Origin of the sequence: Hydrogenophaga sp., assembly GCF_011390835.1 — a bacterium.
Classification (GTDB): Bacteria; Pseudomonadota; Gammaproteobacteria; order Burkholderiales; family Burkholderiaceae_C; genus Hydrogenophaga.
In genome coordinates this window covers 99,186-120,193 of sequence record NZ_JAABRQ010000005.1, presented here as the reverse complement: position 1 = coordinate 120,193, position 21,008 = coordinate 99,186, and the positions used below count along the sequence as shown (strand labels likewise).

19 protein-coding genes are annotated in these 21,008 nt (G+C 63.6%); 10 read left to right on the top strand and 9 right to left on the bottom strand.

The window, feature by feature from the left end:
- Positions 1-91 precede the first annotated feature (91 nt).
- The 6 genes from GPT34_RS05275 (at position 92) to GPT34_RS05250 (ending at position 6,647) form a co-directional block, all read left to right on the top strand.
- A complete protein-coding gene (locus tag GPT34_RS05275; protein WP_291010200.1) occupies positions 92-1,714 on the top strand; it encodes a Na/Pi symporter in 1,623 nt (540 codons plus the stop codon).
- Between the two features lie 152 nt (positions 1,715-1,866).
- A complete protein-coding gene (locus GPT34_RS05270) occupies positions 1,867-2,490 on the top strand; it encodes a tyrosine-type recombinase/integrase (RefSeq protein ID WP_291010199.1) in 624 nt (207 codons plus the stop codon).
- Between the two features lie 807 nt (positions 2,491-3,297).
- Positions 3,298-3,873, top strand: a complete 576-nt coding sequence (locus tag GPT34_RS05265) for a hypothetical protein (protein WP_291010198.1) — start codon at positions 3,298-3,300, stop codon at positions 3,871-3,873.
- 16 nt (positions 3,874-3,889) lie between these two features.
- A complete protein-coding gene (locus tag GPT34_RS05260; RefSeq protein ID WP_291010197.1) occupies positions 3,890-4,966 on the top strand; it encodes a conjugal transfer protein TraS in 1,077 nt (358 codons plus the stop codon).
- 135 nt (positions 4,967-5,101) lie between these two features.
- Positions 5,102-5,710, top strand: a complete 609-nt coding sequence (locus GPT34_RS05255) for a hypothetical protein (RefSeq protein ID WP_291010196.1) — start codon at positions 5,102-5,104, stop codon at positions 5,708-5,710.
- Entirely contained in the window at positions 5,703-6,647 is a 945-nt protein-coding gene (locus GPT34_RS05250; protein ID WP_363356363.1) for a nucleotidyl transferase AbiEii/AbiGii toxin family protein, read from the top strand. The genes GPT34_RS05255 and GPT34_RS05250 overlap by 8 nt, the downstream gene beginning before the upstream one ends.
- 134 nt (positions 6,648-6,781) lie before the next feature.
- Here GPT34_RS05250 and GPT34_RS05245 read toward each other — a convergent pair whose 3' ends face one another.
- The 3 genes from GPT34_RS05245 to GPT34_RS05235 all read right to left on the bottom strand — a co-directional run bounded on the left by GPT34_RS05245 (position 6,782) and on the right by GPT34_RS05235 (position 10,118).
- The gene (locus GPT34_RS05245) at positions 6,782-7,960 is read right to left on the bottom strand and encodes a tyrosine-type recombinase/integrase (protein ID WP_291010194.1); all 1,179 of its coding nucleotides are present in this window, start codon (positions 7,958-7,960) and stop codon (positions 6,782-6,784) included.
- Between the two features lie 287 nt (positions 7,961-8,247).
- Positions 8,248-8,778 (bottom strand): DUF2889 domain-containing protein, encoded by a 531-nt coding sequence (locus GPT34_RS05240; RefSeq protein ID WP_291010193.1) that lies wholly within the window; start codon positions 8,776-8,778, stop codon positions 8,248-8,250.
- A 71-nt stretch (positions 8,779-8,849) separates the two neighbouring features.
- Positions 8,850-10,118, bottom strand: a complete 1,269-nt coding sequence (locus GPT34_RS05235; protein ID WP_291010192.1) for a DEAD/DEAH box helicase — start codon at positions 10,116-10,118, stop codon at positions 8,850-8,852.
- Between the two features lie 61 nt (positions 10,119-10,179).
- Between GPT34_RS05235 and GPT34_RS05230 the strand changes: the two genes are divergently transcribed.
- Positions 10,180-10,557 (top strand): translation initiation factor Sui1, encoded by a 378-nt coding sequence (locus GPT34_RS05230; protein WP_291010191.1) that lies wholly within the window; start codon positions 10,180-10,182, stop codon positions 10,555-10,557.
- Here the strand turns inward: GPT34_RS05230 and GPT34_RS05225 are convergent, their stop codons facing one another.
- The 3 genes from GPT34_RS05225 to mfd all read right to left on the bottom strand — a co-directional run bounded on the left by GPT34_RS05225 (position 10,558) and on the right by mfd (position 15,360).
- Positions 10,558-11,037, bottom strand: coding sequence for a redoxin domain-containing protein (locus GPT34_RS05225; RefSeq protein ID WP_291010190.1), 480 nt, complete (start codon positions 11,035-11,037; stop codon positions 10,558-10,560).
- 95 nt (positions 11,038-11,132) lie between these two features.
- On the bottom strand, positions 11,133-11,858 hold the full coding sequence (serB, locus tag GPT34_RS05220; protein ID WP_291010189.1) for a phosphoserine phosphatase SerB: 726 nt from the start codon (positions 11,856-11,858) through the stop codon (positions 11,133-11,135).
- A gap of 7 nt (positions 11,859-11,865) precedes the next feature.
- Positions 11,866-15,360 carry a transcription-repair coupling factor gene (gene mfd, locus GPT34_RS05215; protein WP_291010188.1) on the bottom strand — a complete coding sequence of 1,165 codons (3,495 nt, stop codon included), beginning with the start codon at positions 15,358-15,360 and terminating at the stop codon, positions 11,866-11,868.
- A gap of 155 nt (positions 15,361-15,515) precedes the next feature.
- On the opposite strand from mfd, the gene ispD reads away from it, so the two are divergent.
- Together ispD and ispF are read left to right on the top strand one after the other, a co-directional pair.
- Positions 15,516-16,181 carry a 2-C-methyl-D-erythritol 4-phosphate cytidylyltransferase gene (ispD, locus tag GPT34_RS05210; protein ID WP_291010212.1) on the top strand — a complete coding sequence of 222 codons (666 nt, stop codon included), beginning with the start codon at positions 15,516-15,518 and terminating at the stop codon, positions 16,179-16,181.
- Positions 16,178-16,705, top strand: a complete 528-nt coding sequence (gene ispF / locus GPT34_RS05205) for a 2-C-methyl-D-erythritol 2,4-cyclodiphosphate synthase (protein ID WP_291010187.1) — start codon at positions 16,178-16,180, stop codon at positions 16,703-16,705. Before ispD ends, ispF begins: the two co-directional genes overlap by 4 nt.
- Here the strand turns inward: ispF and GPT34_RS05200 are convergent.
- Positions 16,621-18,066 (bottom strand): sensor histidine kinase, encoded by a 1,446-nt coding sequence (locus GPT34_RS05200; protein WP_291010211.1) that lies wholly within the window; start codon positions 18,064-18,066, stop codon positions 16,621-16,623. The genes ispF and GPT34_RS05200 overlap by 85 nt on opposite strands.
- Positions 18,067-18,140: 74 nt before the next feature.
- Positions 18,141-18,872: a two-component system response regulator OmpR gene (gene ompR / locus GPT34_RS05195; RefSeq protein ID WP_291010186.1), complete on the bottom strand. Its 732-nt coding sequence runs from the start codon at positions 18,870-18,872 to the stop codon at positions 18,141-18,143.
- Positions 18,873-19,433: 561 nt separating this feature from the next.
- Here ompR and GPT34_RS05190 point away from each other — a divergent pair.
- A complete protein-coding gene (locus GPT34_RS05190) occupies positions 19,434-20,078 on the top strand; it encodes an SIMPL domain-containing protein (RefSeq protein ID WP_291010210.1) in 645 nt (214 codons plus the stop codon).
- 80 nt (positions 20,079-20,158) lie between these two features.
- On the opposite strand, the gene GPT34_RS05185 is transcribed toward GPT34_RS05190, so the two are convergent.
- Positions 20,159-20,929, bottom strand: a complete 771-nt coding sequence (locus tag GPT34_RS05185; RefSeq protein ID WP_291010185.1) for a 3-hydroxybutyrate dehydrogenase — start codon at positions 20,927-20,929, stop codon at positions 20,159-20,161.
- Positions 20,930-21,008: the final 79 nt, after the last annotated feature.

Here is a 21,008-nt window from a genome sequence, read left to right as displayed (position 1 = left end):
ACAATCCGCAGCAGCCGGGCACCCATCAGGCGCCCTGACAGCTAAAGTGGTCAGCAATTCAATTGCCCGCACATCTCAAGCCCCTCTTGCTGTGACCACTCTTCAATCCGGCGCCCTCATCGGCGGCATTGGCCTGTTTCTGCTCGGTATGTGGCTGATGACCGAAGGCCTTCGCCTGGCCGCCGGTGCGGCCTTGCGCGAGGTGCTGGCCAGCTCCACTCGCACGCGCTGGCGAGCGCTGGGCAGCGGCATATTGCTAACGGCGGTGGTGCAGTCATCGAGCGCCGTGACGGTCGCGGCCATCGGGTTTGTCAACGCCGGGCTGCTCAGCCTGGGCCAAGTGCTTTGGGTGCTGTTCGGCTCCAATGTCGGCACCAGCATGACCGGCTGGCTGGTGGCCCTGCTGGGTCTGAAGATCAAGATCGACCTGCTCGCACTGCCACTCATCGGCGTGGGCATGCTGCTTCGCCTGACCGGAGGCGCCTCGCGCCGCGGCAGCATCGGTTTGGCGCTTGCGGGGTTTGGTGTGCTGTTCCTCGGCATCGACGTGTTGCGCAACGCCTTCACCGACCTGGCCGCAGGCATGAGCTTCCCCGAGGTTGACGGCTTCTGGGGCGTGGCCGCCCATGTGCTGATCGGTGCGATCCTCACGATGCTGATGCAGTCGTCCAGCGCCGCCACAGCACTCATCCTCACTGCGGCGCAAGGGGGCCTGCTGGGCCTGGAGTCTGCAGCGGCGGTGGTGATCGGCTCCAACATCGGCACCACTGGCACGGCGCTCATCGCCGCCATCGGCGCAACCGCCAACGCAAAGCGCGCGGCCGCAGCCCATGTGCTGTTCAACCTGCTGACCGGCTGCGTCGCCTTGCTGGCGCTGCCGTGGCTGCTGAGCTTGACACAATGGCTCGGCGGCTGGGTCGGTGCGCCCGCAGGCGTGGCCACCGTGCTGGCGCTTTTTCACACCGTCTTCAATTTGCTTGGCGTGCTGCTGATGTGGCCTTTGAGCGACCGCCTGGCAGCTTTCCTGGAGGGGCGTTTCCGTTCAGCCGAAGAGGACGAAGGTCGCGCGCGCTACCTAGACGCCGCCACCGCGGTGCTGCCCGCCCTGGCGATCGATGCCCTGAACCGGGAGGTGGCGCGATACGGAAGCATTGCCCTGCGCGCAGCGCACAGCTTGACGCCGCTGGACACTGACCCGACCCAGGAACTGGCTCGCGTCCAGCGCACACTCGCCGCGCTGAGCACCGCCATAGATGACTTCGTGGTCCGCCTGAACCGCGCCGCGATGACGCAGGATACCGCGATGCGACTGGCCAAGGTGCTGCGACGATCCGCCTATTACGCCAACATGGCAGAGCAGTTGCCAGCCATTGCGGCAGCGGCTCAGGGGCTGCCCGCCGGCACCCTGGCGCTGGAGAGTCAACTCGCCGCCGGTATCGGCCGGCTGCGCACGGCGGCGGCAGCGCTTTTGCTGCAACTAGACAGGGAAGCCAAGGAGTCCCCTGCCGAGAAACTGGACGGCCAGGCCTCGGCGTGGGAGGCTGAGTACCAGCGGATCAAGGCGGCCCTGCTCGAAGCTGGCGCCCTCGGCATACTCACCCCAAGCGCCATGGATTTGCTGTTGAGGTCACACAGCGCGCTGCGTCGGGCGCTTCAGCAGGCGCTCAAGGCCAGCAAAGTGGCGCAGAGCATCGGCGAACCTGCACCCCGTTGAAATATGGCCTGTCAGGACCTGCAACAAGCCCCCAACCGTGGGCTGAAGCGCTCGAATGCAGCCCTACGCACCAGCCGCACGCACCGCCCGAACTTGAACCCGGCGCATCGCAAGCGCATGCTACTGGCCCCTCAACTCGATGGGAGACCATCATGGAAACCTCAAGCATTGCCGTTCATCACGAGCCTTGGAACAAGGGAAAGATTGTTGGACAGAAGGCACCCTTCAAAGTGAAAGACATCTGGGCGTTGCGCGTGCGCCTTCAGATGGAAGGGCGAGTCCGCGAACTGGCGCTCTTCAACCTCGGCATCGACAGCAAGCTGCGCGGATGCGACCTCGTAGCCCTCAAGGTCCGCGACGTGAGCCATGGCGATCAGGTCGCCACTCGCGCGATCATCATGCAGCACAAGACCCAACGCCCAGTTCAATTCGAGATTACGGCTGCTACCCGAGACGCTCTGCAAGCTTGGATCAAGCAGGCTGCGCTGAATTCAGAAGATTTCCTCTTTCCCAGCCGACTCCATGAATCGCCCCATTTAGGAACGCGGCAATACGCTCGAATTCTTGGGCACTGGGTGGATGAACTGGGACTGGACCGTACCGACTATGGGACGCATTCGATGCGAAGGACCAAGGCGACGCTGATCTACCGACGTACCAAGAACCTCCGTGCAGTACAGCTGTTGCTCGGGCACTCCAAGCTGGAGTCGACCGTGAGATACCTGGGCATCGAGGTTGATGACGCCCTCGAAATCTCCGAGCAGACGGAAATCTGAGGCGCATATCGGCAGCCACCCCTTCAGCGACGCAGGGGCGGCTGCCTTCAATGGCGGCCATGTGGCGTCGGTCAGAACGGGTGTTCTCGGCCAAAAGCACCAGTTCGTCCGTAACGTGAGCGGCCATTCCCGAGTCTTGCACCTGTCGCCCCTGCCGAACGACCGGTCCAGGTGGTGAAGCGCTCGTTTTAGACCCTGACCGGTGAACGACCGGTTGCGGTGCCGCCTTTAGACTCTGCCGTCGAAACTGAGCGACAGCAACCAGCCTTCAAGCGACCTTCGATTTTTCAAGTTCGGCTGTGCAGCGACAGCCGTGGGTAGACGCGGGCAGGGAGGTTCACTGCGACAGGACCACCAGCCTATGGCGAGAAGGCCAGCGCCAGACGAATAGCCTCGAAGGTGTAGCCCTGGGCACGCAGCGCTCGCATCTCGGGCGCAAAGCGCCGCTCTTTGCGTGAGTTTCGGCCGGGCGGTTCGCTCGGGACCAGTTTTATCGCGTCATTTCTATTCATTTTTTGTGCAGCAGTTGATCGGTTGCTGTTCAGTTTGTGCAGTGCCTGTGCGCTGGCTGTTCAACTTGTGCAGTTGCTGCGCACTTTCTGTTCAGTCGTGTGATGTGTGCCTTGCGTTGACACCCATCTTCGACCCTCCAACAGCCCTTTCACGCGCTGGATTTGAACCCAAATCCAGCAGCTCAAGAGCCTTGGTTCGAGCCAATACTGTGTTCAAGGTGAGTGCAGAGATAGGCGGCACGCCGCCGTTTTCACAAACGACTCGTTTTGCTCACGTTTGACTTTTTGGGGACCCATGAACACCCGCAACCCTGACTTCATCACGGTCGATCTGCGCGGCCTCAAGGCCGCGCTGGTGAGCTGCGCTCAGGCCCGCCGGGAGAGCGTGTCGGTGCTGGTTCGTCGGGCTGTGGCCCGTGAACTCGGACTGTCCGAGTCCGTCCCTCAGTGGGTCGTCGATACCGGGTGCCTTGGTGCGCCGCATGTGCCCCGGGTCAAGTTGTCAATCAGATTGACAACCCCCGAGGCCAGGCGACTGGCTGTCGGTGCGCACACCGCGCAGATGTCGCGCGATGCCTATCTTGCAGGCTTGATCGCGGGTGTTCCAGCCTTGACCACAGGCGCAAGCCGCACCGCGGAAATCGTTGAACTCATCAAGTCCAACGCGAAGCTCTCCAGCCTCAGCCGGAACATCCACACCCTCTCGCGTCTGCTGGCCCAGAGCAACCTTCAAAAAGCAGTGGCCTACCGCGACATGCTCGACACGCTGGACGGAGACGTCCGGCGTCACCTCGCCCAGACGGCGGCCCTGATGGCCGATCTGCGCCCGCGTGGGTCATTCACCGAGACCACCCACCGGTCCAACCGGTGACTTCAAGGAGAACGCCATGAGCCAAACGCCGGACATCGATGGGGTACTCGTGCAGTGGGGTGATCGCCTGTTTTACCCGGGCAACCGGGTGGTCAAGGACAGGCCGCAACCCAGGCTGGGTGATGGAGGCATGCATCAGCGCGCGGACGCCATCCGCAAGCGCATCGAATCCACCGTGGTGAAGCGGGCGCCTCAGGTCATGGTCAAGGTCACCGGGGGAGGGCGGGGCATGCTGGCCATCGCGGCCCACTTCCGGTACATCAGCAAGAACGGCCGTCTCGGCATGGAGAACGAGCAGGGCGAGGTCCTGCAAGGACGGTCGGCTGTCTACGAGCTGAGCGAAGAGTGGCGCTATGGCGGCAGCCTGATCGGAGACCAAGGACACCGGCGCGAGGCCTTCAACATCATGCTGTCCATGCCACGCGGCACGGACCCGCTGATCGTCCAACGGGCGGCGAGCGAGTTTGCAAAGACCGAGCTGGCCAACCACAAGTATGTGATGGTGCTGCACGACCACCAGGCGAACCCGCACGTGCACCTCAGCGTGCGGGCAGAGTCGATCTGCGGTAAACGACTCAATCCGCGCAAGGCCGACCTGCAACGATGGCGCGAGACCTTTGCCGAGAAACTGCGTGGCTACGGGGTGGAGGCCGAGGCCACCCGGCAGGCCACCCGGTTTCAGACCAGGAACTCGGAACATCTTTGGCGACTGAAGGCCAGGGAGGACGGGCGGTTGAGGAAAGCCAGACCAGAGGACAAGAGCAGTACGAGATCGCGGACCACCCGTACAGAGGCGTTGCGTGCCTGGTTGCACATTGGCCAGGCTCTAGCCAAGTCACCGGATGCCAGAGACGTGAAGCTGGCTACCGCAATCGCAGCATTCATTCAGGATGCTTCGGCGGCCTGGGCACCAACCAGAGCTGGCCAGGTAGTGGGTCGAAGGGCTGTGCGCTCAGCGCCGATTGTTGCAAGGTTGATTGACGACATTGTTGGGCAAGCATCTGCTCCACCGGAGCGTTCGAAGTCCGTACCCGATGTCGGCAGGGAAACATGGCGCGCAGGTTCTTCAACCGGTCCGGAATTTCATCGTTGAGGTGTTCTCACATCAATGCAAAGTGGTCGCCTCAGATGAAACCAGCGATGCTCTGGGATGGCCACTTGTCCATCGCTTGTGGAGTCTCGTCGACTGACCTAAAATGCATGAAAGTTCAATGAAAATATAGTTGTTATGAGCACCGTTTCGCATTCTCCCGAAGCCCTTCGTGGTGCCGCCGCCCAGCTTGCGGGCGAGCTGCATGCTGGCCGGGTTTATCGGCGGGAGGATCTTGCCCACCTGTCCACCGCGGTGGACAGGCATCTGCGAAAGTTGGTGGCCAGCGGAGCACTCAAAAAGCTGGCGCAGGGGCTGTATCACGCACCCAAGGCTTCGAGCTTTGGACCGATCCCGCCGGCCGATGAGCAGGTTGTGGGCGGATTTCTGCGCGACAAGGATTTTCTGGTTTTTTCGCCATCGGCCTACAACACCGTGGGATTGGGCACCACGCAGCTTTACAACCGCACCCTCGTTTACAACCACAAGCGCCACGGCGTTTTCAGACTGGGGAATCGCCAGTTCGACTTCCGTGTGAAGCCACGGTTTCCCAAGAAGTTGACGCCGGAGTTCCTGTTCGTGGACTTGTTGAACAACCTGGACGAACTGGCTGAAGACCGCGATGCGGTGCTGCAGCAGGCGCGCAGCAAGCTGCCGTCTTACGACATGGCACGTCTGCAACGTGCCGTGGACAGTTTTGGCAGCATGGCCACACGCAAGCGCGTCAGGGAGTGGAAGGGTGCCTGAGTTTCTGCACGAGCGGCGGGACTTTGACCAGCTTCTTGCTGTGGTGGCTGAGGCACGCGGACTCGACCCTTCGCTGGTGGAGAAGGACTACTGGATCATGCATGTGCTCTGGGGGCTGCAAGCGCAGGGCTTTCAGTTCGAGCTGAAGGGTGGCACCTCCTTGTCCAAAGGCTTCGGCGTCATTCACCGTTTTTCCGAGGACATCGATATTCGAATCGAGCCACCCGCAGACATGGCCGTGAAGACGGGCCGCAATCAGGACAAGCCGGCTCATGTGGCATCGCGCCGCGACTACTACGAGGCGCTGGCCGAAAGGATCCGTATTCCGGGCATCGACAGCGTGCAGCGCGACACGCTGTTTGACGATGAGAAGCTGCGCAGCGCTGGCATCCGTGTGGTCTATGTGCCGCGCACTGCCGCGCTGGCCGGGGTCAAAGACGGTATTTTGTTGGAGCTGGGATTCGATGACACGGCGCCCAATCGACCGGTCACTATCTCCTCATGGGCCTGGGATACCGCAAGAGATCGAGGGGTGTCTGTGTTCGACAACCGGGCGGCCGGCGTGCTTTGTTATGCGCCCACACACACCTTCGTCGAAAAACTCCAGACCATTTCGACCAAGTACCGCCGGCTGGGCGAGTCACAAGCCTTCCCGGGCAACTTCCTACGCCACTACTACGATGTCTATTGCCTTCTGGGTCTGGAGGAGGTGCAGGACTTCATGCGGGAGCCTGCCTATCGCGTGCGCAAGGGGCAACGCTTTCGTGCCGGTGACGAGCAAGTGATTGCCCGCAACCCCGCCTTTGTTCTCGCAGATCCTGCCCAGCGACAGCGCTTTGCCCAGGAGTACCGCAAGACCGCGGCCCTGTATTTCCAGGGTCAACCGCCTTTCGAATCGCTACTGGAAAGGATTCAGCAGAACATTGACGCTATGTGACGCTGCCACAGGATCAAGCACGCTCACCCGGAGCTGCAAGTAGTGGTGCAACCGGGACACAAGCCAAGCATGCCGAGCAATTTCGGACACGGGTCGGGACACGGAGTCCGAACTGGCGCCAAGCGGGTAAGTGGTCAGAGCGCCAGTCGCGCCAAAGCTGCTGCTGCGTGGTCGGCACGCAAGTGCCCGTAGTGGCGTTCAATCATGGCGACGCTGGTCCCACTAAGCTGAGCGACGGTGAGCAAGTCAAGGCCGTCTGTGACGAGGTCCGTGATAACGCTGTGGCGGATGGTGTAGGCGGTCACGTTGGCCGATAGATCGGCCGCAGCTGCTGCCTCCTTGATCGGCCCCTTCCATGAGTCCTTGTTCCACGCTTTGCTGTCCGCGCGGCAGAAGATCGGTGACAGTGCGGGCCGATCTCTGCACAAGTCGGCGAACTCGCCAGCGGTGGTCTCGGGCAGCTTGATCTTCCGATCTCTCCCGGCCTTGTCCTTTCCAATCGTGAGAACCGATAGGCGCAGATCGAAGTTTTCGACGGTCAGTGCCGCCAGGGCTCCAGGCCGCAAGGGGACTGCCGACAGGCCTCGCAAGAGAGTGGCTACGTCTTGGACAGCGTGTTTGATCAACGACCTGCGTTGGTCCCGGTCCAGAAAAACATCACGTCGTCCATCTGCGTTTTTGCTAGGTCGGAGTGCAACCCGCCACGCTATGTCGGTGGTAACGCTGCCTGCATCGTGAGCGAAGTTCAACGCAGCGCGTAGCGCCGCAATGTCGCGGTTAACGCTGGCAGCGGACCTGGGACGTGTGATTGGGGTCTCGCGCTTGTCACGGTTGACGACGACGGGGGTCTTCGCCATCTCATTGCGCCAAGTCTCAATACGGGTTTTGTTCAGTTTTTCCAGATCAAGCGCAGCCAGATTCTTGTTGCAGAAGACCCACCGTTTGAAGCGCATGCCGAGGTCGTCGGCGGGCTTGTCGCCGCGGGTGGAGCGAACGTGCTTCACGTATCGCTCACAAGCCGTTCGGACGGTCACGGACTCAGCAGTTCCGCCCTTGCCGAGATGCGCAAACCACTGCTCGGCCGCTCGCTTTGCTGCGTCATAGCGCTGCGAAGGTGGCATCTCGGCGTACTCGCCGAAGCTGCGCTTCTGCTGCTTGCCCTTGTCGTCCCGAAAACGAGCCAACCAAGTTCCGGTCGATGTCGGAGTCATCTTGCGAAAACCAAGGTAGCAGCCATTGCTGAGCTTCAACCAGTGCGGCTCGTGCTGAGGCTTCAGCTTGTCTCTTGCCTGAACGACGCCAAGTGCCGGCATCCTGGGTCTCCATTCAAGTGAGATCAAGTCTCACGACAACAGCGCAATGGACGAGATCTGGTGGGGAAAAAGTGGGAAAAACTTCGCTGGAATTATAGAGACAGTTTGGGACGGTTTACCTATGAAAGCGATGTCCCGTAACGTCCCAGAAAGTCCTATTTCCCGTCATTCACACGGCAGGGGTCGCAGGTTCGAACCCTGCACCGCCCACCAAACAAGACAACGGCGCCCGCGGGTGCCGTTTGTCTTTGCCCCTCACTGTTTGGGGATTTGCGCTGAAAATCGTTTCAGTCAGCGTGTGTCCCTCGCGCCAGCGGCTGCCAGCGGAAAAACATCGGGTACACGCGCTCCACTACGGGACCGTTGAAATCCCAGGCCAGGCATTGGCCCAGGTGCATGGGTGGGCTGCCGTCCTCCGGTGGGGCGAATGAAGCCGAGCGGCTCTGAAAAGCGGCGGTGGCCATGGCGAACAGCAACTCGCGCAGGTGGGTGCAGCCCTGAACGCCGGCCAGGTGGCGCATCACAGTCTGGCGCCAGCCGCGTCCCAAACTCTCGCCAATCAGCCGTTGCATCGGCGCCTGTGCCTGCGGGCAAGGGGCGTGGGGAAAACTGTCCATTGCCACCGCCACGTCGCGAATCACCATTCCCTCATCGAGCGTGAGGCGCACATGCATGTGGTGAATCGCCTGCTCGGGCTCCCAGCGGCCTTCACCTTCGATCTCGAACGTGTGGGGCTTTGTGTCTATGAGTTCACCCTCGATATCCCAGCAGCCGTCGTCGCGCGCATATCCGCGAAACGTGGTGCGGCGGGTGTGCATGGGGGTGCGGGGAGAAGGGCTGGGCAGGGGCATTGTCGTGAGGCCTTGGGGAAAGGCGATGGCGTGAACGGTCAGGCGTCTGGAAGCGGTCGATTGGTCAGCGCCGCGGCCGCGCGCAGCTTGTCTTTTTTGCTTGGCCGCTTGCCTTTGATACCGCCGGTGCCCTGCAGATCCTGATCGTTGGTCGGCGCCGACTCAGTGGGCTCAAACCCGGGCAGCACCTCGATTGGCAGGCCTGTCAAATCCTGCCGTCTGGCGATCAGCCGCCAGTGGGCTTCGGTCTCTGGGCTGACCAGGCTGATGGCCAGGCCCGGTGCGCCGGCGCGTCCGGTGCGGCCGATGCGGTGGGTGTGGTCGGTTGCAGAGCGTGGCAGGTCGAAGTTGATGACCACCGGCAATTGCTCCACATCCAGACCGCGCGCGGCGAGGTCGGTGGTGACCAGCACATCCCAGCGTTGCTGCTTGAACTCGCCCAGGGCCTGGCGGCGCGCGCCCTGGCTCAGGCCGCCGTGGAATGAGGTGGCGTACAGCTCGCCCTGGTGCAGCTTTCGCGCCAGGTGGTCGGCGGCGTACTGGCTGGCCACAAACACCAGCACCCGTTCCCAGCCATGCTCGCGAATGAGCTTGCGCACCAGTTGAGCGCGCCGGGAAGCATCCACCAGAATCACGCGCTGCTCGATAGTGGCAGGCCCTGGGCTGGGACCTGCGATGGCAATGCGTTTCGGCTCGATCAGCCAGCGGCTGGCGAGCTGCTCGACCACGGCCGGGAACGTGGCCGAAAACAGCAAGGTTTGCCGATGCTTGGGCAACAAGGCCAGCACCCGGTCCAGCTCGTTGGCAAAGCCCAGGTCGAGCAGGCGGTCGGCTTCGTCGAGCACCAGGTGCTGAACCTCTGAAAGTGAGAGGGCGTTGTGATCGACCAGATCGAGCAGTCGGCCGGGCGTGGCGACGACCACATCGGCGCCCCCGCGCAAGTCCATCATCTGGGGATTGATCGACACGCCGCCGACAGCGGTGACGACCTTGGGTCGCGACTCCAGGCTCTGCGTCAGCTGCTGGATCACATCAAAAATCTGGGCGGCCAGCTCGCGCGTGGGAACCAGCACCAGGAGGGTGGTCGCCCGAAGTCGCTCCGCGTTCGTCCGGCTCAGACAAAGTTGCAGCAAGGGCAGCACAAACGCCGCGGTCTTGCCCGAGCCGGTGGGTGCGGTGGCGAGCAGATCCGCACCCGACAGCACCACCGGCAGCGTGGACGACTGGATGGCGGTGGGGGTGGTCCAGCCGAGCTGGGCAGCGGCCTGGGCGAGGGTGGGCGCGAGGCCGAGGGCGGTGAAGGGCATGGCGGTGTGAGGCATTCAGTTTAACGGCCCTGTGCGGGTAGGCCGCGCTACCATGCTGGTCATGAATCAACGAGTGAAGTCGGACAGAAAAATGGGCGGGCTGGTGTACTCCACCGAAGCAGGCCGCATGTGCCCGGTCTGTCGCCAGTCACAAGCCACTTGCCGGTGCCAATCGCTGGCGCGCGCGGCGCCGGTGGGCGATGGTCGGGTGCGGGTGTCCCGGGAAACGCAAGGTCGCGGTGGCAAGGCGGTGACCGTGGTCAAGGGCGTGGCGCTGGATGCGGCCGGCCTGCTGGCGCTGAGCAAGTCGCTCAAGGCGCTGTGCGGCAGCGGTGGCACGGTGAAAGACGGTGTGATCGAGATCCAGGGCGATCACGTGGACCGGGTGATTTCATCGCTGCAGGCACAGGGGCATCAGGTCAAGCGCGCTGGCGGCTGATCAAAAGGTCTGCGCCCACCACAGCCGCACCCGCATGCCGAGCTCGGTGGTGTAGCCCACGGTGGGTGTGCGCAGCTGCCCTCCGGCATCCACCACCACAAATGCGGGCACCGCCCGAAAGCCCAGCGCGCTCGCGATCTCGCCCCGCGCATCGACAGCGGTGGCCCAAGGCAACTGGCGCTGCGCCAGCACGCGCGCCACCGCGTCGGGCGGGCCTGACTGCATGGCGATGCTCAGCACAGGGTGGTCTTCAGAGAGCGACGTCACGCTGCCTTCTTCGGTCTGGCAGATCGGACACCACTCGGCCCACACATGCAGGGCGACCGCCTGGCCGGGGTGTTGCGCACGCCACTCGGCCAGGGTGGTGGTGCGGCGTTGGCCATCGGGCTCGATCAAGGTGAAGGCGGCAGCATCGGGCAGTGTGCCGCTCGGCACGCCGCGCGTCTGCCAGGCTTGCACACCGAAGAAGACAAGCAGCACCAGCCCGACGGTACCGAGGTGCGATCGCAGCCTTTGCGGCCAGCTGGCTGGTGGGGGGGGAGGTGGGGGTGTTGCGGACACGCTGGCGGGCGGGGTCAGCGAAGCACTTCAAGCAGGCGGTCCAGCCCACCTTCGTTGATCGCCACCATCGCCTGCTCGCGCACCCTGGGTTTGGCGTGGTAAGCCACCGACAAACCAGCGGCGTCCATCATGGGCAGGTCGTTGGCGCCGTCGCCCATGGCGATGCACTGTGCGGGCGCGATGCCCAGCAGCGAGGCCACCTCCAGCAACGTTCGGCGCTTCTCTGCGCCGTCGCAGATGTCGCCCCAGGCCTGGTCCACCATGCGGCCGGTGAGCTGGCCGCAGTTCGGACCACTTTCAGTTTCCAACACGTTGGATCGGGTGAAGTCGATACCCAGCCGGTCGCGCACGCGGTCGGTGAAGTAGGTGAAGCCGCCCGAGACCAGCAGCACCTTGAGCCCGGCCGCCTTGCAGGCTTTCACCAGCGCCTCAGCGCCCGGGTTGAGCTGCAGGCGCTCAGCCAGGACCTGCTCCATGTGCGCCACCGTCACGCCACGCAGCAGCGCCACGCGCTGGCGCAAGCTCTCCTTGTAGTCGGTGATCTCGCCGCGCATGGCCGCTTCGGTGATGGCCGCCACCTCGGGCTTGCGACCGGCGGCGTCGGCGATCTCGTCCACGCACTCGATGTTGATGAGCGTGGAATCCATGTCGAACGCGATGAGCTTGAAGTCCGAAAGCTTCAACGGCGGGTCAAAGCCCTGGACGGTCAGGCCAGGGGCGAATTCGGTGGCAGTGGTCATTTTGATTTCAAGCAGGTTCGGGGGTTGCGGTTGGCTGGCCGAGCGAGCGCAGCACATCGCGCACCAGCAGCACGCGGTCTTTCACCTCGGGCAGCTCGCGCTCGATGCGCAGCTTTTCATTGCCAGCCAGTTTGATGTGCTTGTTCTTCTGGATCAGCTGGATGATCTTCATCGGCTCGATCGGCGGGTTGGGCTTGAAGGTGATGAGGGTCACGCCGGGCGTCGCATCGACCTTGATCACGCCGAACGGGGCACTCAGCACGCGCAGCCGGTGGACATCGACCAGGGTCTGGGCCTGCACCGGAAGCTTGCCGAAGCGGTCGACGATCTCTTCCAGCAGCGCGTCGACCTGGTCGGGCGTCTTGGCCGTAGCGAGCTTTTTGTAGAACGACAGTCTCAGGTGCACGTCGCCGCAGTAGTCGCTCGGCAACAGGGCTGGCGCGTGCAGGTTGATGTCGGTGGTGACCGACAGCGGCGAGAGCAGATCAGGCTCGCGCCCAGCCTTCAAGGAGCGCACGGCCTCGCTCAGCATCTCGTTGTACAGCTGGAAACCCACTTCCAGCATGTTGCCGCTCTGGTTCTCGCCCAGCACCTCGCCAGCACCACGGATTTCAAGATCGTGCATGGCGAGGTAAAAGCCCGAGCCCAGCTCTTCCATTTGCTGAATGGCGTCCAGCCGTTGCCCAGCCTGTTTGGTCAGGCCTTCGATGTCGGGCACCATGAGGTAGGCGTAGGCTTGGTGGTGGCTTCGGCCCACGCGGCCGCGCAGCTGGTGCAGCTGTGCCAGACCAAACTTGTCGGCCCGTGCCATGACGATGGTGTTGGCGGTAGGCACGTCAATGCCGGTTTCGATGATGGTGGAGCACAGCAGCAGGTTGTAGCGCTGCGCCACAAAATCGCGCATCACCCGCTCCAGCTCGCGCTCGGGCATCTGGCCATGGGCAATTGCAATGCGCGCCTCGGGCAAGATCTCTTCTAGCTTTTGCCGGCGGTTCTCGATCGTGTCGACCTCGTTGTGCAGGAAGTAGACCTGGCCACCGCGCTTGAGTTCGCGCAACACCGCTTCGCGGATCACGCCATTGCTCTCGCTGCGCACAAAAGTCTTGATGGCGAGACGCCGCTGCGGCGCGGTGGCGATCACGCTCAGGTCGCGCAGCCCTTCGAGCGCCATGCCCAGCGTGCGCGGAATCGGTGTGGCGGTGAGCGTGAGCACGTCCACCTCGGCGCGCAGCTGCTTCATCTGCTCTTTGTGGCGCACGCCGAAGCGGTGCTCTTCGTCGATGATGAGAAGGCCCAGGTCTTTGAACTTGGTCTTCTCGCTCAGCAGTTTGTGGGTGCCGACCACGATATCGACCGAGCCGTCGGCCACACCCTTGAGCGCAGCGGTGATTTCTTTTTGCGAGCGAAAGCGGCTCATTTCGGCGATCTTGATCGGCCATTTGCCGAAGCGGTCGACCAGTGTCTGGAAATGCTGCTCGGCCAGGAGGGTGGTTGGCGCGAGAAAGGCCACCTGACGCCCGCCGGTGACCGCCACGAAGGCGGCGCGCAGCGCGACCTCGGTCTTGCCGAAGCCCACGTCGCCGCAGACCAGCCGGTCCATCGGACGCGGGCTGATCATGTCCTGGATCACGGCATGGATGGCGGCGCGCTGGTCGGCGGTTTCTTCAAAGCCGAAGTCGTTGGCGAACACCTCGTAGTCCTGCGCCGAGTAGCGGAACGCATGACCCTGGCGTGCGGCGCGGCGGGCATAGATGTTGAGCAGCTCGGCGGCGGCATCACGCACCTGCTCTGCGGCCTTGCGCTTGGCCTTCTCCCACTGGCCGCTGCCCAGCTTGTGCAGCGGCGCTTCGTCGGCGCTCACCCCGGTGTAGCGACCGATCAGCTGGAGCTGGCTCACCGGCACGTACAGCACTGCCTTGTCGGCGTACTCCAGATGCAGGAACTCCATCAGCGCGGGTGTGCCGTCGGGGTTCTTGTCGCCCATGTCCATGTTCACCAGGCCGCGGTAGCGACCGATGCCGTGGGCGTTGTGCACCACCGGATCGCCCAGGTTGAGTTCGGAGAGGTCCTTGATCAGCGCATCGACATCGCTGACCTGTTCCTGCTTTCGGCGTTTGCGCGTGGTGGGACCAGCAGCGAACAGCTCGGTTTCGGTGACGAAGTCGATGCCGTCTTCAATCGACGAAAAACCCACTGTGAGCGCAGCGGTGGCGATGCCCACGCGCTCGTCGCTGGTCTGGAACTCGGCCAGCGTGTCGAAGGCTGGCGGGTTCACGCCACTGGCGCGCAGGAAATCAAGCAGGCTCTCGCGCCGGCCATCGCTCTCGGCCAACACCAGCACGCGGTGCGGCGTGTTGCGGATGTGGGCTTGCAGGCGGGCGAGCGGGTCTTCGGCACCCCGCACCACCGACAGATCGCCCAGCGCCTGGGCAAATGCATTGTCGGCCGCATCGTCCAGCGTGGGGCGAATCGCGAGCTGGGCGTGTGCGTTGGCCTCGGTGTAAAACTGCTCGGGCTTGAGAAACAACGATTCCGGCGGCAGGGCCGGGCGGTCGGGGTCGGTGCGCACGATGCGGTAGCGCTCTTGGGTATCCTGCCAGAAACGCTGGAAGGCGGGCTCGAGGTCGCCATGCAGCACGACAGTCGATGCGTCGCCCAGGTAATCAAAGACGGTGGCAGTCTCTTCAAAGAACAGCGGCAGGTAGTACTCGATGCCGGCGGTGGCCACACCGTTGCCCACGTCCTTGTAGATGCGACTCTTGGTTGGGTCGCCTTCGAGCAGCTCGCGCCAGCGGCTGCGGAATTTGGCCCGCGCCGCATCGTCCATCGGAAACTCGCGTCCAGGCAGCAGCCGCACCTCGGGCACCGGGTAGAGGCTGCGCTGGGTGTCGGGATCGAAGGTTCGGATGGTGTCGATCTCGTCGTCGAACAGATCCACTCGGTAGGGCACCAGAGAACCCATGGGGAAGAGGTCGATCAGGCCGCCGCGCACCGCGTACTCACCGGGGCTCACCACCTGCGTCACATGCTGGTAGCCCGCCAGCGTGAGCTGGGCCTTGAGCTGCGCTTCGTCGAGCTGTTGCTTGACCTTGAAGTGAAAGGTGTAGCCGGCCAGGAAAGCAGGCGGCGCGAGGCGGTAGAGCGCGGTGGTGGCGGGCACCAGCACCACGTCGGCACTCCCTTCGGCGTGTTGTGCCTGGCCGCGGGTGTGGATGCGCCAGAGCGTGGCCAGACGCTCGGAGATCAGATCCTGATGCGGTGAAAAGCTGTCGTAGGGCAGGGTTTCCCAGTCGGGAAACAGGGCGCAGCGGATCTCGGGCGCGAAGAAGGCGATTTCCTCGATCAGGCGCTGCGCGTCGGTGGCATCGGCGGTGACGATGGCCGTCAACCGGCCTTGCGCCTTGTCGCGTCGCGCGAGCTGGGCGAGCAACAAGGCATCGGCCGCCCCAGTGGGACGGGGCAGGGTGAAGCGCTTGCCGGGGGAGAGTTTGGGGAGGTCCATGGTGTCGCGGTGAACGCATGGCGCAGGTGGCCATGACGAACACCCCCCGGCTGGTACGACGGGGGGTGGATGCACTGATTCTAGAATGCAGCTTCTCACCGAACCCTGACCAGGCTCACTTGACCCCACCCGACGCCCCCCGCTTCTTTGTGCTCATGCCTTGCGCGGGACAGGGTGCGCGCTCCGGTAGCGCCACCCCCAAGCAATACCAGCTGCTCGCCGGTGTGCCCATGGTGCTGCACACTCTGGCGGCGTTTCAAGCGGTGGCGCGGGTGCGGCAGGTCTGGATCGTGGTGGCGCCGGCGGACCGGTTCCTCTCTCTTGACCATCCAGACGTGCACCTCGCACGATGCGGCGGCAGCAGCCGCGCGGAGACCGTGTTCAACGGTTTGCAGGCTTTGCGCGATGGCGGTGCTACCGACATGGACTGGGTGCTGGTGCACGACGCAGCGCGTTGCCTGATCACGCCGCAGCAAATCGAGGTGTTGATCGACGCCGGCGAGCACGATCCCGTGGGTGGACTGCTCGCGCTCAAGCTGCCCGACACGCTCAAGGTTGAAACAGAGGGTCGGGTGGCTGCCACGCTGGACCGGGAAGACAAATGGCTGGCGCAGACGCCCCAGATGTTTCGCCTGGGCGCTTTGCTGGATGCTCTGCAAGCTCAGGCCGGCAGCCGTTTCGCCGGCGTGACCGACGAGTCCAGCGCCATGGAGTTGGCCGGCCACGCGCCGCGCCTGGTGCCTGGCAGTGCACAGAACTTCAAGGTGACCTACCCGGAAGACTTTGGCTTGGCCGAAACCATCCTGAGGAGCCGCGCATGAAATCGCCTTTGTTTTCCCTGCGCATTGGCGAAGGGTGGGACGTTCACGCACTGGTGCCGGGGAGGCCGCTCATCATTGGTGGCGTGCAGATTGCGCACCGGCTGGGCCTGCTCGGTCACTCCGATGCCGATGTGCTGCTGCACGCGATCACCGATGCCTTGCTGGGTGCGGCCGGGCTGGGTGACATCGGTCGCCACTTTCCTGACACCGATGCGCAGTTTCTCGGCGCCGACTCCAGCGTCTTACTGGCGGAAGCGGCGCGGCGCGTGCGCGCCGCCGGCTTTGAAATCGTGAACCTCGACAGCACAGTGATCGCCCAGGCCCCCAGACTCGCACTCCACATCGAGGCCATGGTGGCGCGCGTGGCGCAGACCCTGGGCGTCGCGCCTGCGCAGGTGAACGTGAAGGCGAAGACGGCTGAAAAGCTCGGCCCGGTGGGTCAGGAGCTTTCCATCGAGGCGCGCGCGGTGGTGTTGCTGGCGAGCACATCGGCGGGTTCGGAGGGCGCAGCTGGCTTGGCTTGAGCCTGCGCCTTGGGCGCTGAGGCCTTGCCTGCGGCTGGTGCCTTGTTGAGCTTCATGTGGGCAGACAGCCCACCGGTGCTGCTGTTGGCCAGTGCAAACCGGCCTCCCATGCGCGTGATGGCGCGTTCCACGATGGCCAGGCCCAGCCCAGTGCCCGTGGCCGAGGTGCGCGACTCGTCACCTCGAAAAAAGGGCTGAGTCAGCTGGGTCAGCATCTCCGGGCTCACGCCTTGGCCGTGGTCGCGCAGCTTGATCAACACAGAGTCGTCTTTTTCCCGGGCCGCGATATCGATCTTGACCGTGCCGGTGACGGCATCCCGCCCATAGCGCTGCGCGTTTTCCAGCAAGTTCGATAGCACCCGCTGCAGCTCCACTGCATCGCCTAGAACCATGGTGTCAGGCGGGATGCTGGTGGTGATCTGTACCGACGGGTCCGAGCCTAGCGCAAAGGTAGCGGCGTCGACGCTTTGGTTGAGGTTGACGCGCTCAAGTTGGATGTTATCCGGGCGCGCGTAGTCAAGGAACTTGTCGATGATGGCGTTGACCTGCTCGATGTCTGCCGCCATGTGTTCGCGCGCTTGCTCGTCGCTCACGCTCATCTCGGTTTCCAGCCGCAGGCGTGAGAGCGGCGTGCGCAGATCGTGCGAGATCCCTGCCAGCATCAGGGCGCGGTCCTGCTCGATCTTGGACAGGCGCTGCGCCATGCGGTTGAAGCCGATGTTCACCTCGCGGATCTCGCTGGTGGCCACCGCTTCGTTGAGCTGGCTGGAATCAAAATCGCCTTCCCGCACGCGACTCGCGGCGAACGACAGTTTTTTGAGCGGGTGGTTGATCAGCCGGGCGATCACCGCCGCGCCCGTGAGTGAGAGCAGGGCGGCTGTGCCGAGCCAGATCAGCCAGGTGGTACCCGCGACAGGCCCGATTCGCGAAGGATCCGTGAGCAGCCAGTAGGGGTCGCCATCGATGGAAAAGCCAATCCACAGACCCGCAGTGCCATTGACCTCACGGGCCACCACCGTGTCGGGGCCGAGCCGTGCGCTCAGGCGCGCACTCACATTGCGGCTAAGCGAATCCCCGTTGTAGAACTTGAAGGTGTCGGCGGGCTCTCGGGGCGCGATGCGCAGGCCCTCTTCGTCGGCCAGGGTCTTGATCAGCGAGACTCGCGCGATCGAGTCCGAGTGCACCAGGGCGGCTCGACTCAGGTTCACCAACGAGGCCAGCTGCTGGGCACTTTGCAGGGCACGTGGCTCGTATTCCAGCGCACGAAAGGTTTGCAGCCAGGCGATGATGCAGCCGACCAGCAGAACCGAAAGAAAGAAAAACGTGCGCCAGAACAGGCTCACGCCGCGCCCCGGCCGCATCTCCAGCGGCGCGGGCGCCGTTTCCAGCTCGGCTGGCTGGGTTTCGAACGGGACGCGCGACTCCAGGCCGGACATCAGGCGCTTCCGTCGGGAACAAATACGTAGCCCACTCCCCAGACCGTCTGTAGGTAGCGCGGCGACGCCGCGTCTTCCTCGATCAGCTTGCGCAGGCGCGAGACCTGTACATCCAGGCTGCGGTCAAATGGCTCAAATTCACGACCGCGCGCCAGCTGGGCCAGCTTCTCGCGCGAGAGAGGCTGCCGCGGATGCCGCACCAAGGCCTTGAGCATCGCGAACTCGCCGGTGGTCAGTGGCAGGTCGGCACCTTCTTTGCGCAGGGTGCGCAGGCTGAGGTCGAATTCGAACGGGCCGAACTTGACCACCTCCTGGTCTTGTGACGGCGCGCCCGGTACCTCGGTGGGTGGGCGGCGGCGCAGCACCGCGTGGATGCGCGCCAGCAGCTCGCGTGGGTTGAATGGCTTGCCGAGGTAATCGTCGGCACCCACCTCCAACCCGACGATGCGGTCCACGTCTTCGCTTTTGGCGGTCAGCATGATGATGGGGGTGCGGTCTCCGTTGGCGCGCAGACGGCGGCAGATAGAGAGACCGTCTTCGCCGGGCATCATCAGATCCAGGACGATCAGGTCGACCGAATCGCGCTGCAGCACCCGGTTCAGCGCTTTGCCGTCTTCGGCCAGCATGACCTCGAAGCCTTCCTGCATCAGGTACCGCCGCAGCAGATCACGGATGCGGACATCGTCGTCTACGACTAGGACTTTGTTGGGGCGGGCGTTGGTTTGTGGCATGGCAGCAACTTCCGATAAATGTAACAACGGCCATTGTGGCAGCGCCAAGTGCTTGTCACGTCACGTTTTTCGGTATTTTGACAAGGTGTTACAGATGTTGCGCCCAGCCTGCCCTTCTCAAGGTCGATCCTGCTCGCACAATGCCCTCATCGTGACTCATACAAAGCCAATGAAAACGTACTGGGTGGGTTCTCTTCTTGTGTGCTGCCTGGGATCCGCGATGGCGGAGCCCGGTGGCGTTCTTGTGCTGACCAATGGCGCGTCGGCTCCGCTGGTGGTCCTGCCAGTTTCCGTGCAAGAGGAGGAGCCTCGGACTGCTGCCCGGCTGCGGGACGTGCTGCGTCATCCCTTTGACGAGCAGCAAGATCTGAGCAACAAGCCATATCGCCTCTCGTCTGAAGAGCGGCACCGGTTGCGGGAGCAACTGCGCAGCCACGCAGACGCTGGCAACACCAAAGACAAGCCATGAGTGCCGCCAGTGGACGAGCCAGGCAGAGCGCCCTGCTGCTGGCGATCTGGACGGCGGCTTTCGCATGGCTCGGCCTTGCACACGCTCAACCTATGGCGATGCCGGCTCCCGCCAACGTGGTGCAGATCGATGCCAGTGGCTTCAAGGAAGTGACACAGGACTGGCTCACTATGCGCCTGACCACCACCGAATCGGGCGCCGATGCTGGCACGGTGCAAAACCAGCTCAAGATGGCGATTGAATCCGCGCTGGTTGTGGCGCGTGCTCAGGCGCAACCCGGTTTGCTGGAGGTGCGCACCGGGCAGTTCAGCCTGTACCCCCGCTATGGCAGCGGCGGCAAGATCAATGGCTGGCAAGGTTCGACCGAGCTGGTGCTGGAAGGCCGCGACTTCGCCCGCATCAGCAGCACGGCGGGGAAGATCTCGACCCTCACCATGGGGGGCGTTGCATTCAGTCTCTCGCGCGAGGCGCGGCAGCAACTGGAGTCCGAAGTGCAGGCCCAGGCCATCGGGCGATTCAAGGCACGCGCTGCGGAAGTGGCCAAGGTCTTCGGGTTCAACGGCTACACCTTGCGCGAGATCGCGATCAGTTCGGCCGACTCGGGTGGCGAGGTCGTGGTCCGTCCTCGCGTGATGGCGATGGAAGCCAAGGCGGCCATGAGCGATGCACCGGTGCCGGTCGAAGCGGGCAAGAGCATGGTCAACGTGACCGTTTCGGGCAGTATTCAACTCCGCTGACATCGAACGGTGCAAAAAAGCCCGCTTTGCGGGCTTTTTGGTGGACGGGCGCTGAGCAGTCTCTGCAGCGCGGGTGGCGCTTATTGCGCGACCCAGCCACCGTCCATGTTCCAGGCTACGCCGCGCACGTTGCTGCTGGCTGGCGAGCAGAAAAACACCGCCAGCTCGCCCAGCTCCTCGGGCGTGGTGAACTGCATGGACGGCTCTTTTTCGCCCAGCAAAACCTTCTTCGCGTCTTCATTGGAAACCCCCAGGGCAGCGGCCTTGGCGTCCACCTGCTTCTGTACCAGCGGGGTCAGCACCCAGCCCGGGCAGATCGCGTTGCAGGTCACGCCGGTCGTAGCGTTCTCCAGCGCGGTCACCTTGGTCAGCCCAACCACACCGTGCTTGGCCGCCACGTAGGCCGACTTCTCGGCGGACGCCACCAGACCGTGCACCGAGGCCACGTTGATGATGCGGCCCCAGTTGGCCTTGCGCATAGCCGGCAAGGCGAGCCTTGTCGCATGGAAGGCGCTGCTGAGGTTGATCGCCAGGATGGCGTCCCACTTGTCGATAGGGAAGTCCTCGATGCGCGCCACATGCTGAATGCCGGCGTTGTTGACCAGGATGTCAACCTGGCCGAACGAGTGGGCCGCGAATTTCATCATGGACTCGATTTCGGTGGGCTTGCTCATGTCGGCGCCGTGGTAGGCCACCTTCGCGCCCAGTGCGCGAATCTCGGCCTGTGGGCCGTCGGCATCACCAAAGCCGTTGAGCACGATGTTGGCGCCCTGGCGTGCCAGCGCTTTGGCGATACCGAGGCCGATGCCGCTTGTGGATCCGGTGACGAGGGCGGTTTTGTTGGCAAGCATGGGGAAACTCCAGTTCCATTACGATTGGTCGAAAGGTTTGCGATCCATTATCGCGGACCCGTTCTTCTTGAAGATGCAC